Here is a 12,715-nt window from a genome sequence, read left to right on the forward strand (position 1 = left end):
GATAAATTCTAAAACAAATCCAAAGACAAATCACATCCATGCGGCCTGTGTGGGAAATCCTAACTGTGGGAAAACCACCCTCTTTAACGCACTTACGGGCTCTAAGCTGAAGGTTGCCAACTGGCCGGGGGTTACAGTGGAAAAGGTGGAGGGAGAGGCCTTCTATGAGGATACCCGAATCACCCTTACGGACACACCGGGCATCTATTCTTTGACCTGCTACACCATAGAGGAGAAGGTGACCAGAAAATGTGTAATGGATGATGACATAGATGTGATTATCAACATTGTGGACGCTTCCTCCCTGGAGCGTAATCTTTACCTTACCTTACAGCTTTTGGAGCTTGGAAAGCCGGTGGTGCTGGCTCTCAACATGATGGATATTGTGAAAGAGCGGGGCATGGAAATCGATCTGCACAGGCTTCCGGAAATGCTGGGACATATTCCGGTGATTCCGGTGTCTGCGGCCAAAAGGACGGGACTGGATGTTTTGCTGCACGCGGTGATTCATCATTATGAGGAGGGAATGGAGGAGTACATTCTGGACTATCCTAAGCCTATAGAGGAAAGGATTGCCAAGCTGGAGGTGATGCTGCAGGCCCGCTATCCGAACCATGCCTCCCTGCGCTGGCATGCCATAAAGCTTTTGGAGGATGATGAGGAGGTGCGCACGGAGCATCCCATACAGATCACTAACGTGGCGGACAGAAGCTATGAGAAGGAAATCATCCAGTGTAAGTATGCCTACATCGAAAAAATAGTGGAGGAAACTTTGCTGCACAAGAGCCAGAAAGCGGCCTCCACGGACAGGATAGACAGAGTTTTGACCCATCCTGTGTGGGGAATTCCCATGTTTTTGCTGATCATGTGTCTGGTGTTCTTCCTCACCTTCACAGTGGGAGACGCCCTGAAGGGCGTATTTGAGGAAGGGCTTGCTCTGGTGTCCGGGGAGGCTTCGAGGCTTCTGGAGGGGCTGCGCGTGTCGCCCTGGCTGCAATCCTTGATTGTGGACGGCATTATTGCCGGAGTGGGTGGTATCCTTACCTTCATCCCCAATATATTTATCCTGTTTTTGGCCCTTGCTGTTTTGGAGGACAGCGGCTACATGGCGAGAGTGGCTTATGTTATGGACTCGGTGATGGGAAAGGTTGGACTGTCAGGAAAAGCCTTTCTGCCTATGATTCTGGGCTTTGGCTGTACAGTGCCCGCCGTTATGGCTACCCGGGCCCTGGAGACAGAGCGGGATCGGCGAAAAACCATTATGGTGACACCTTTTATGTCCTGCTCTGCCAGACTGCCTATCTATGTGCTGTTTTCGGAAATGTTTTTCCCTGACTGCGCTGCTATAGCGGCCTTTTCACTGTATGTAGTGGGCATGGCCACAGCTATTTTGGCTGCCCTTGCAATCAATGGCCTGGAGAAGGGAAAGATAAATGATTCTCTTTTGATAGAGCTGCCGGAGTATAAGCGGCCAAACCCGAGAACCATACGCATTTATGTGTGGAACAAGCTCAAGGACTATCTTTCCAAGGCGGGAACCACTATTTTTATCGCGTCCATTGTCATATGGTTTGTGCTGAATTTTGGAATGGCCGGGATGGTGGAAAATCCGGCGGACAGCTTTGGCGCCGCTATCGGCCGTTTCCTTGTGCCGGTGCTTCGGCCCGCAGGACTTGGGATGTGGCAGATCGGCGTAGCCCTTTTGTCGGGAATTTCCGCAAAGGAGGTTGTGGTTTCCAGCTTTGCGGTTTTGTTCGGTGTGGCAAATGCAAATTCAGCGGAAGGGATGGCGGCCATTGTGGAAAATATCCATATGGTGAATCCCTCCTTCGGCCCTTTGAATGCGTACTGCCTGATGCTGTTTTGCCTGCTGTATGTTCCCTGCGTAGCTACGGTTGCCACCATCAAAAAGGAGAGCGGCTCTTGGAAATTTACTTTGAAAATGATAGTCTTTCAGCTGATTTTGGCCTGGGCTGCGTCAACCCTTGTGTTTCAGATCGGAAGCCTGTTTGTATCGTAAATCATCCAAACTTCACTTGATTTTACCGGATAAGTATGATATAAAGAAATTGCATATATGTTAAAAAAATATCAAACTAAATCAAAGTGAGGGATTCAGATGAGCAGCATGCGAGGCATTGATACGCCGGTCAAACAGACCAGAAGACGGGTTTTTAAGGAAGTGGCCAATCTGGCATATCATTCTCAAAATCTGAAGGATGATATGGAGGCGCTGCCCTATAAGATTGTGGACTATGAGGAGTCTGTTTTCTGGGAAAATGTATACCGGGACAGAGCGGTGATCAGGGAGCGTATCCGGCTTGCCATGGGAATGAGCCTGCGGCCGGAGAACAGAGATCGTCCGGGACACCTGACAGAGGGGCTTGAGGAGAGCAATATCGACGAAAAATATTATGAGCCGCCTCTGATGCAGGTGATACCTTCCGCCTGCAATGCCTGTCCGGAAAACCGCTATGAGATAACGGACTCCTGCATGGGCTGTGTGGCCCACCCTTGCCAGGCTGTCTGCCCGAGAGGGGCCATTACCATGGTAAAGGGCAAGTCTGTGATCGATCAGGAGAAATGTATCAAGTGCGGCAAATGCCGGGACGTCTGCCCATATGATGCCATCTGCCACAAGGAAAGGCCCTGTAAGGCAGCCTGCGGCATTGGCGCCATCAAATCAGACAAGGTGGGCCGGGCGGTAATCGACAACAATATGTGCGTGTCCTGCGGACAGTGCATGGTCAGCTGTCCATTTGGAGCGATCGCGGACAAATCCCAGATATTTCAGCTGATACGTGCCATGCAGTCGGGCAGAAAGGTGATTGCCCAGGTGGCGCCCTCCTTCGTGGGACAATTTGGTCCCAAGGTAACGCCGCAGATGTTTAAAACTGCGTTGAAGGAGCTTGGATTTGCAGACGTCTATGAGACTGCCATTGGAGCGGATATGGGGTGCATGGCGGAGGCGGAGCATTATGTAAAGGAAGTGGCAAGCGGCAGGCAGGCATTTGCCTTGACCTCCTGCTGCCCCTCCTGGGCCGTCATGGCAAAAAATCTGTTTCCTGAAACCATTGATAAAATCAGTAATGAGCTGACGCCCATGGTGGCTACCGCCCGGGTGATCAAGAAGGAGCATCCGGAGGCCTTGGTGGTCTTTATCGGCCCCTGTGCGTCGAAAAAGCTGGAAGCCAGCCGCAGGACCGTGCGTTCGGATGTGGATTTTGTAATTACCTTTGAGGAACTGACGGGCATGTTTGAGGCCCGGGGCATTCTGTTAGAGGAGATTAAGGCAATGGATGAGATGCAGGACGCCACCGCAGCCGGAAGAGGCTATGGTGTGGCCGGAGGCGTGGCCAGTGCCATTGAGGACTGTATCAAGGCCTATTATCCCGGTACAGAGGTGCATATCGCCCATGCGGAAAGCCTTGCGGAATGCAAAAAGGTGCTGCTTTTGGCAAAGGCCGGCAGGATGAACGGCTGTCTGATTGAGGGAATGGCCTGCCCCGGCGGCTGCGTTGCAGGAGCGGGAACCAATATTCCCATTCCCCAGGCGGCCAAGGCCCTTGCCCAGTTTAAGGACGCAGCTCAGGAAAAGGTGCCAAAGGAGCCTGAAGAATAAAATGGAAGCTTCAAAATTGATATTTAAGGAGCCTGCTTTCAAGGATTGGGAGCGGGCTTTGCCCATAGGATGCGGAAAGCTGGGGGCTATGATTTTTGGAAATCCGTGTGAGGAGCATTATCAGCTTAATGAGGATACTGTGTGGAGCGGCGGCAGGCTCTCCAGAATAAATCCGGACGCTGGAAAAAATCTGGAAAAGGTGCGGAAACTGATTTTTGAGGGCAGGATACCGGAGGCAGAGCGGATTTTAAAATACGCCTTCAGCGGGGTTCCTCAAAGTGAAAGATGTTATCAGACCCTGGGAGATTTGTATATTGATATGCTCAATGACTCCTGTGATTGGGAGGATTATGAAAGGTGCCTTGATCTTGAAACTGCGGTGCACCAGGTGACTTGGAAATTCTCCGGCAGGGATATTATTTATCACAGGGAAACCTTTGCAGATGCGGAAAATAACTGTATCATAACCAGAATCTGGGCGGAGGGCGGAAAAGTATCGGCTGCTGCGCGGCTTCTTCGTCCGGGGTTTTGTGACGGCTCCCTTCGGTCTGAGGGCTGTATGCTCATGGAGGGACGGCTGGGAGAGATGGCAGAAGGGCTTCAGGAGGAAAAGGATGGAACCGTCAAAGACTATGGCTTCTGCGCAGGCATCAAAATGAAAGCCTCCGGGGGACGCCTTTTTGCCCTTGGAGAAAGCCTGCAGGCGGAGAATGCGGATGAAATTCTGGTTTTCTTTACCGCCGGAACCCATTTCCGGCACAATGATCCCAGATCGTATGTGCTGCACACCCTGCAGGAGGCAGCGGCAAAGCCTTACGAAGAACTGCGGCAGGCCCATATCAGAGAGTACCGGAACTATTTTGGCAGAGTAAAGCTGTCTCTGGCAGAGAAAGAAAACAGGGAGGAGGGACAGCCCTCCAACAGCCTGATGAAGCTTTATTTTGACTATGGTCGGTATCTTTTGATTTCTGCAAGCCGCCCCGGATCGCTGCCAGTCAATCTGCAGGGCATCTGGAACCGGGAATACAATCCTCCCTGGGGTTCCAAATATACCATCAATATTAATACGGAAATGAATTATTGGCCGGCGGAAATGTTTGGCCTTTCTGAAATGCACCTGCCATTGTTTGAGCTGCTTGAGAAAATGGCGGAAAATGGAAGGGAGACCGCTGAGAAAATGTATGGGTGCCGGGGCTTTGTGGCACACCACAATACCGATCTCTGGGGAGATACGGCGCCTCAGGACGTTTATACGCCCGCCACAGTCTGGCCCATGGGAGGGGCCTGGCTGAGCACCCATATCTGGCTTCATTATGACTACACCAGAGACCTGGCGTTTTTAGAGAGAATGTATCCTGTATTAAAGGATGCCGTATTCTTTTTCCTGGATTATCTGGTAGAATATCAAGGATACCTAGTGACAACCCCTTCTGTTTCGCCGGAAAATAAATATATACTGCCGGATGGCACAAAAGGCTGTGTCTGCTTTGGCCCGGCTATGGACAGCCAGATTCTGCGGGAGCTGTTTGAACAATTTCTGAAGGCGGACAAGCTTTTGGGAGAACGGGATAAGACCTTTGCAGATGAGGTAAGAAAATGTCTGAAAAAGCTGCCGCCTCACCGTATTGGCAGGAATGGACAGCTTCTGGAGTGGTTTGAGGAATATGAGGAAGCGGAGCCGGGCCACAGGCATATTTCCCATCTGTACGCGCTGCATCCGGCCTTTCAGATCCGGGCGGGACAAAAGGACGCCTGTCAGAGGGCTCTTGTGGAGGCTGCCAGGACAACCCTGGAAAGCAGGCTGAAAAACGGAGGCGGCCATACGGGCTGGAGCCGGGCCTGGATTATGAATTTCTATGCAAGGCTGATGGATGGACAGGCCTGCTATGAAAATTTCGTACAGCTTTTGCAGAAATCCACACTGCCTAATCTTTTGGACAATCATCCGCCCTTTCAGATTGACGGGAATTTTGGAGCCATAGCGGCGGTGGGAGAAATGCTGCTGCAGTCGGTGGAGGAGGAAGTACTGCTTTTACCGGCGCTTCCTCCGAAATGGGAGGAAGGCTCCATAGAAGGCATACGCGCCAGGGGAAATGCCTCCTATGACATTTACTGGAAGGATGGAAAGCTTCTGCGGTTTTGCGTAAATGCCGTTTCCCAGTATACCTGTCAAGTTACCTGGAAGGAACATCAGTGGCAGGTCTTCTTAAAGGCAGGAGAAAAAAAGGAATATTTTCCATGAAATACATTGCGGTTTTTGGAAAAAAAAGATAGAATAAGAAAAGTGTCAAATAGGAAAGAGATGTCCGTTTAAACGGACAGGGAGGTGTAGCAGTGAAAATCAGGACAAGATATGCGCCCAGCCCCACCGGCAAAATGCACGTGGGAAATCTGCGCTCTGCGTTATATGAATTTTTGATCGCAAAGCATGAAAATGGAGATTTCATGCTGCGGATCGAGGATACCGATCAGGAGCGTTATGTGGAGGGCGCTACCCAGCTTATCTACCGCACGCTGGAAAAAACCGGTCTGATTCCGGATGAGGGACCGGACAAGGACGGAGGATACGGTCCCTATGTGCAGAGTGAGCGTATGCGCACAGGCATTTATATGAAATATGCGAAGGAGCTGATTGAAAAGGGAGAAGCATATTACTGCTTCTGCGACAAGGAGAGGCTGGCGTCCTTAAAAACCGAGGTGGTGGACGGCAAGGAAATCATGATCTACGACAAGCACTGCCTGTCCTTGACGAAAGAAGAGGTGGAAGCAAATCTTGCCCAGGGTAAGCCCTATGTAATCCGCCAGAATATTCCCAACGAAGGGAAAACCACCTTTCATGATGAGCTTTATGGAGACATTACCGTGGACAACGATCAGCTGGATGATATGATACTGATTAAATCCGACGGTTATCCCACCTACAATTTTGCAAATGTGGTGGACGATCATACCATGAATATCACCCATGTGGTGCGGGGAAACGAATACCTGTCCTCCTCCCCCAAATATGTGCGGCTGTACGAGGCCTTTGGCTGGCAGGTGCCGGTGTATATCCATCTGCCCCTGATCACGGATGAAAACCATAAAAAGCTGAGCAAGCGAAGCGGACATGCCTCCTTTGAGGACCTGCTGGAGCAAGGCTTTGTCACAGAGGCTATTGTAAATTATGTGGCGCTGCTTGGCTGGAGCCCTGAGGACAACCGGGAGATTTTTTCTCTGGAGGAGCTGATTCAGGAGTTTGATTATCACAGGATCAGCAAATCCCCCGCCGTGTTTGACATAGTAAAGCTACGATGGATGAACGGGGAATATTTAAAGGCCATGGACTTTGACACCTTTTACAGTATGGCGGAGCCTTACCTGAAGGCTGTCATCACAAAGCCCTATGACTTAAAAAAGATTGCGGCCATGGTGAAAACCAGAATCGAGGTATTTCCCGATATAGCCTCCCATGTGGACTTTTTTGAGGAGCTGCCGGAATATGACCCGGACATGTATACCCACAAAAAGATGAAAACGGACAAAGCCTCCTCCCTGGAGGTGTTAAAAGAGGTGCTCCCCATTTTGGAGGCTCAGGAGGATTACAGCAACGATGGGCTGTATCAGAGGCTTTTGCAGTATGTGGAGGAAAAGGGCTGCAAAAACGGCTATGTGATGTGGCCTATCCGGACGGCGGTTTCGGGAAAGCAGATGACGCCTGCAGGGGCAACGGAGATTTTGGAAATCTTAGGCAAGGAGGAATCTCTGCAGAGAATCCGAAAGGGGATTGCGCTGCTTGAAAATGCCTGACTTAAAAGCGTTGAATGATGCACAGCGGGAAGCTGTGACTTACGGAGAGGGGCCTTTGCTTGTGCTGGCGGGCCCCGGCTCCGGCAAAACTCTTACCATTACCCATCGTATTTTTTATCTGCTCTTGGAAGAGAAGGTTCCTCCGGAACGGATTCTGGTGATCACCTTTACCAGGGAAGCGGCTAAATCCATGCAGAATCGCTTTCTGAAGGAATGCAGCGGGGTGATGCCCGTAAGCTTTGGAACTTTCCACTCTTTCTTTTATCACATTCTGAGAGCTTCTCATATTCTTACAAATCCAAGGATTTTATCCATGCAGGAGAAAAAACAGCTTCTGCTTCCCCTGATGAAAAAATATAAAAAGGAAAACAGTCCGGAGAACCTGGAGGAGGATGCCTTGAAGCTGCTTGGCGCCATGAGCTTTTACAAAAATACCGGGGAGGAGGCTGGGGCGGTTTTTGCGCTGGAGCCTGAGTGGCGGGACTGCTTTTTGCCTTTATGCCGGGAATACGAAAGAGAGCGGCAAAAGACAGGGGCCTTGGACTATGACGATATGCTTTCCCTGTGCCTGGAATATCTGAAGAGGGATGAAAAGCTTCTGGCCTATTGGCAGAAGCGCTTTGACCATATTTTGATGGACGAATTTCAGGACATTAACTCGGTACAGTATGAGATCATAAAGCTTTTAGGGAAAAACTGCCGGGGGATTTTTGCCGTGGGGGACGACGATCAGTCTATTTATGGATTTAGAGGCTCCAAACCTGCCTGCCTGAAGCGGTTTGTTTCTGAGTTTGGGGCCAGACAGCTTCTTTTGGATATCAACTATCGGAGCGGACCGGAAATTGTAAAGGCTTCTCTCCTGGTTATCGGTGAAAACAAAGATCGTTTCTCGAAAGAGCTTCGAGCCTGTCTGCAGAAAAAGGAGGAGGCCGGAAGGGTAAAAATCCGTTCCTTTGAGAAAAGGGAGGAGCAGTATCTGGCGGTGATACAGAGCATTCAGAGTACGGAGAAGGCACAGTCCAGGGCGGTATTGTTTCGTACCAATTTTTTGATGCAGCGGTTTGCCATATGCCTGAAAAGGGCAGGAATTCCTTATGAGATAAAGGAAAGCGTTCAAAATCCGTATGAACATTTTATTCTGAAGGATGTGGCCGCATATATGAAGCTGGCGCTTGGACAGAATGCAAGAGAAGACTGGCTGCGCGTCTGGAGGACGGTTCCCTTTGGAGACCGGGAAGCTTTGGGGTTTGAACTGAAGGCTTTTCAAAAGGGGGAGGGCGCAGAGCTTACGGAAAAGCTCAGTCAGGGGAGACATTTTCCGCCGGGCCTTTTGGTGCGTTATATAAGAAAAGCACTGGGATATGAGGCTTTTTTGAAAAGAAAGGCGGCAAAGGACCGGGAAAGGCTGGAGGAGTGGCTGGAAATACTGGAATGGGCCCAGACAGACGCTTCCTGTTTTCCAACCATAGAGAAATGGCTGGAGGCTCAGCGTACGTGCCCTGACACAGACCGGCCGGATAAAGAAGGGCCGGACAAAGAAGGGCATAAGAAAGGAGTATGCCTTATGACAGTTCATGCCTCCAAGGGTTTGGAATTTGACCATGTGTATCTGCCGGACTGCAATGAAAGGATTTTTCCTCATGGATGTCTGCCCGATGAGGAGGCCTGTGAGGAAGAGCGCAGAATTTTTTATGTGGCTATGACGAGAGCGAAGAAAAGCCTGGAGCTGTTTTTCGTGACCGGCACGAAAGAGCGCCCCAGGCTTCCATCGAGATTCCTGAATCCTCTGTGGAAGGAATATTATTCGTCTACTAATTCGTCAAATTCACAGCTGTCCAAATATTCGTCAAAGGCGTCCGCAACGCGTTCGTATTCTTCATCATCCTCGATAAAGGAAAGCTCCGGCTCCTCATTTGGATCATCGGGATTTTCGCTGTAGCCGTAAAACCAGACCTCGCCGTCCTCATTTTCACCGTTTTCATCTAAAGGCAGAAGAACGATATAATCCTTTCCCTCCACTGCCAGGATGGTGATGACGGCACAGTTTACAATGCTTCCATCCTCCAGCTCCAGCTCAACAGTCATTTCCTCATCTTCATAATCTTTTTGGTTTGCCATATATTTTCTCCTTTTATTTCAGCTTTTCAACTGTCTGCTTCAATTATAACCGCTTGTGATTTTTCTTGCAATACATTATAATGAAATAAGATTCCAGGCATATTTTTTACACGGCGGTTTGTGTCTGTGCGCTGCTTGCCACAAAATCGCTTATGCGCAAAAGCAGCGTAGAAACGAGGATGAAAATGACAGAAAAAAGATTACCCTTAAGGCCATATCCTCTTGGTGCGCACTGTGAGGAGGGCGGAATCCGCTTCTCCTTTGTATCGGAAAAAGAAAAATGCGGCATTGTGCTGTATGAGAGAGAAACTGGGAAAAGGCTTCGCAGGATTCCTTTTTCTAAAGAAGAGAAAATAGGGGACATTTACTGTAAATTTTTGGAGGGATTGGATGGGGATTCCATTTCTTACCAATTTTATGAAGAGGACAGAATTGCTGCGGATCCCTATGCCAGAGGCTTTCTGTCCGATCATGCCTACGGCAGGGCGCGCCAGGAGAGCGGTCTGCGGGCGGTGCTTTTGAAAACAGATTTTGACTGGGAGGGAGATAAAAGACCGGGGTTAGCCTACGAGGACTGCGTCTGCAGCTGTATCCATGTGAGAGGCTTTACCAGACATCCCTCCTCCGGCGTATCCTGCGGTGGAACCTTTCTGGGCGTTACGGAGAAGCTGCCGTATTTGAAGGAAAGCGGATTTACCACTATTGAGCTGCAGCCATGCTATGAATTTATTGAGCTTTCTGCCGAGCCGTCTTATGAAACGTCTGCAGAACGCCTGGAGGCGAAAAAGGAGCAGGCCTTTCATCCGCGGAAGGAGGCATCCGCAGCCGGGCCCAGGCTGAATTACTGGGGCTATAAAAAGGGCTTTTATTATGCGCCGAAAGCGGGCTATGCCGCTTCGAAGAACCCCTGTGTGGAATTTAAAAACATGGTGAAGGCCTTTCACAAAAACAATATGGAAATTGTTATGCAGTTTTATTTTCCGAAGGACGCGGAAGGGATGGATATTTCTGAAATTCTGCGTTTCTGGGTATTGGAATACCATGTGGACGGGTTTCATCTGATGGGGGAAAATCTGCCGGTGAACCAGATTGCAAAGGATCCGGCGCTGTCGGATACCAAACTATGGTATTACGCCTTTGACGCAGATGAAATTTACCGGGGCAGAACCCGGGAAAAACAGAAAAATCTGGCGGTATACCAGGACGATTATATGTATATTATGCGCAGATTCCTAAAAGGAGATGAAAACATGCTGGAGAGCGTGATTCATCAAATGCGCTGTAATCCCAGGAGAATGGGAAGAATTCATTATATTACCAATTATTATGGATTTACGCTGGCAGATATGGTTTCCTATGACCGAAAGCATAATGAGGCCAACGGAGAGGGAAACCGGGATGGAAGCAATTATAACTGCAGCTGGAACTGCGGGGAGGAGGGAAGCACCCGCAGAAAGAAGGTAAAGGAGCTTCGGCTCAAGCAGATGAAGAATGCCATTTGTCTGCTTCTTTTTTCCCAGTCCGTTCCCCTTTTATTTATGGGGGACGAATTCGGCAATTCCCAAAAGGGCAATAACAATCCCTATTGCCAGGACAATGCGGTGGCCTGGCTGAACTGGAATGATCTGGAAAAGAACAGGGAGCTGTATGATTTCTGGCGCAAAATGACGGCGCTTCGCAAGGCCCATCCCATACTGCATCCAGGGGAAGAGTTAAAGGGCATGGATTATCTTGCGCTGGGATATCCGGATTTGTCCTATCACGGAAAAAGCGCCTGGAAGCCTCAGCTGGAGGGCTACAACAGACATATTGGCATTATGTATTGCGGCAGATATGAAAAGCTGACGGATTCCATGGATGATGACTTTTTCTATCTGGCGGTAAATATGTACTGGGAGTATCAAAAGCTGGCCATGCCGAAGCTGCCAAAGGGCCTGCAGTGGAAGCTTGTGTGTGTCACGGCGGGAGAAGATCAGATGAAGGACGAGGGAGAGGAGACCCATAGAAGGATTCCCCCCAGAAGTATTGCGGTCTTTCAGAGTATTTCTGTGGATGCAGCAGGAAAGCAGGTCGTATGAAAGAATGAGTAAGGCGTGGAAACATTTTAAGACAATTACCTATCATAAGTATCTGGTTGCTAAAGGCTGCTTCCGGGTTGGGCTGTACAGACAGGGGCTGCTTCATGACCTGTCAAAATACAGTCCTGCGGAATTTCTGGTGGGCGCCAGATATTATCAGGGAAACAGAAGCCCTAACAATGCGGAGCGGGAGGCCATAGGCTATTCCAGCGCCTGGCTTCATCACAAGGGCAGAAACAAGCATCATTACGAATACTGGATTGATTATTCCACCAGGGATGTGCCGGGAGGCATGGCCCCTGTGCCAATGCCTTATCAATATATTGTAGAGATGATCATGGACAGGATAGCTGCCAGCAAGGTATATCTGGGCGGCAGCTATACGGATGAATCTCCTCTTACCTACTACTACGGGGGTACGGATAAAGCGCCCATACATGAGGAGACCAAAAGAATTTTAGAGGAAATGCTCATTATGCTTGCAAAGAGGGGAGAGGAGGAAACCTTCCGGTATATGAAGGAGGAGCTGAAGAGAAGAAAGAATAAAGCGGGAAAAGAGGGAAACAAAACAAGGGACATGCAACAGAGGCGGCCTGTGGAATAAAATAAAGTAAATAGAATATTTGTTTCATATAGGAGCTGAAATGAACTGTATTGTTTTGTTGCTGCTGTTGTGCTGCTTTGGCAATTCCGGAAATACATGGTGTGGGAATGGTGTGGAAGGCAACAGCGATTCCTGCGGATGCGAGGATGACAATAGGGACTGCGGCCGAGACCGCGACAGAGACCGCAGTCAGGATCGTGACCGCGACCGCTGTGATAGGCCGGGATTCATGCCGCCTCCCTGGAATGACCGGGGCTGTGACAGCAGGCAGGAATCGGGGAGACAGGATTTTTCCAATTATGGGCGTGGAGAAACCTGTGGGTGCGAGACAAAGGAATAGCAAAAAAGGGATGCTGTGGACAAAAGCTGCAGCATCTTCTTTTTTACGGCGCCATAGGATATCAGGGCCGGGAAATTTATAGGGAAAAACTTGAGTTTCCGCAAACTGCAATAAAAAGACAGATATGTCTTTCCAAAGTACCAATCTGCCGATTTTTGAGAGAT

Annotated in this window: 8 protein-coding genes and 1 pseudogene; 8 read left to right on the forward strand and 1 reads right to left on the reverse strand. The window is 49.6% G+C overall.

The genetic code is table 11. From position 1 onward, the window contains the following. Position 1: 1 nt before the first annotated feature. The 5 genes and pseudogenes from feoB to SHK35_RS10305 form a co-directional block, all read left to right on the forward strand. On the forward strand, positions 2-2,020 hold the full coding sequence (gene feoB / locus SHK35_RS10285) for a ferrous iron transport protein B (protein WP_318709696.1): 2,019 nt from the start codon (positions 2-4) through the stop codon (positions 2,018-2,020). A gap of 108 nt (positions 2,021-2,128) precedes the next feature. Then, positions 2,129-3,622 carry a 4Fe-4S dicluster domain-containing protein gene (locus SHK35_RS10290; protein WP_318709697.1) on the forward strand — a complete coding sequence of 498 codons (1,494 nt, stop codon included), beginning with the start codon at positions 2,129-2,131 and terminating at the stop codon, positions 3,620-3,622. A gap of 1 nt (position 3,623) precedes the next feature. Next, entirely contained in the window at positions 3,624-5,864 is a 2,241-nt protein-coding gene (locus SHK35_RS10295) for a glycoside hydrolase family 95 protein (RefSeq protein ID WP_318709691.1), read from the forward strand. A gap of 92 nt (positions 5,865-5,956) precedes the next feature. Beyond that, a complete protein-coding gene (gene gltX / locus SHK35_RS10300) occupies positions 5,957-7,411 on the forward strand; it encodes a glutamate--tRNA ligase (protein ID WP_318705290.1) in 1,455 nt (484 codons plus the stop codon). Then, positions 7,404-9,128 (forward strand): annotated as a pseudogene (locus tag SHK35_RS10305) (ATP-dependent helicase); the annotation flags it as partial. The gene gltX and the pseudogene SHK35_RS10305, both read left to right, overlap by 8 nt. An 83-nt stretch (positions 9,129-9,211) precedes the next feature. Here the strand turns inward: SHK35_RS10305 and SHK35_RS10310 are convergent. Beyond that, positions 9,212-9,529, reverse strand: a complete 318-nt coding sequence (locus SHK35_RS10310) for a DUF1292 domain-containing protein (protein ID WP_318705289.1) — start codon at positions 9,527-9,529, stop codon at positions 9,212-9,214. 185 nt (positions 9,530-9,714) lie between these two features. Between SHK35_RS10310 and SHK35_RS10315 the strand changes: the two genes are divergently transcribed. From SHK35_RS10315 to SHK35_RS10325, 3 genes are read left to right on the forward strand one after another with little or no spacing between them, the layout of a single operon-like run. After that, positions 9,715-11,607 carry a hypothetical protein gene (locus tag SHK35_RS10315; RefSeq protein WP_318709692.1) on the forward strand — a complete coding sequence of 631 codons (1,893 nt, stop codon included), beginning with the start codon at positions 9,715-9,717 and terminating at the stop codon, positions 11,605-11,607. Between the two features lie 4 nt (positions 11,608-11,611). Next, entirely contained in the window at positions 11,612-12,211 is a 600-nt protein-coding gene (locus SHK35_RS10320) for a DUF5662 family protein (RefSeq protein ID WP_318709693.1), read from the forward strand. Positions 12,212-12,251: 40 nt separating this feature from the next. Next, positions 12,252-12,551 carry a hypothetical protein gene (locus tag SHK35_RS10325; RefSeq protein WP_318709694.1) on the forward strand — a complete coding sequence of 100 codons (300 nt, stop codon included), beginning with the start codon at positions 12,252-12,254 and terminating at the stop codon, positions 12,549-12,551. Positions 12,552-12,715: the final 164 nt, after the last annotated feature.

It is taken from the genome of Candidatus Acetatifactor stercoripullorum, assembly GCF_944382095.1.
In the GTDB taxonomy this organism is placed as follows: domain Bacteria; phylum Bacillota; class Clostridia; order Lachnospirales; family Lachnospiraceae; genus Acetatifactor; species Acetatifactor stercoripullorum.

What these genes read in the sequence shown, in the direction of transcription:
- SHK35_RS10290 (WP_318709697.1), top strand. Translation starts at nt 2,129, where the DNA reads ATGCGAGGCATTGATACGCCGGTCAAACAGACCAGAAGACGGGTTTTT.
- SHK35_RS10295 (WP_318709691.1), top strand. Translation starts at nt 3,624, where the DNA reads ATGGAAGCTTCAAAATTGATATTTAAGGAGCCTGCTTTCAAGGATTGG.
- SHK35_RS10310 (WP_318705289.1), bottom strand. Translation starts at nt 9,529, where the DNA reads ATGGCAAACCAAAAAGATTATGAAGATGAGGAAATGACTGTTGAGCTG.
- SHK35_RS10315 (WP_318709692.1), top strand. Translation starts at nt 9,715, where the DNA reads ATGACAGAAAAAAGATTACCCTTAAGGCCATATCCTCTTGGTGCGCAC.
- SHK35_RS10320 (WP_318709693.1), top strand. Translation starts at nt 11,612, where the DNA reads ATGAGTAAGGCGTGGAAACATTTTAAGACAATTACCTATCATAAGTAT.
- SHK35_RS10325 (WP_318709694.1), top strand. Translation starts at nt 12,252, where the DNA reads ATGAACTGTATTGTTTTGTTGCTGCTGTTGTGCTGCTTTGGCAATTCC.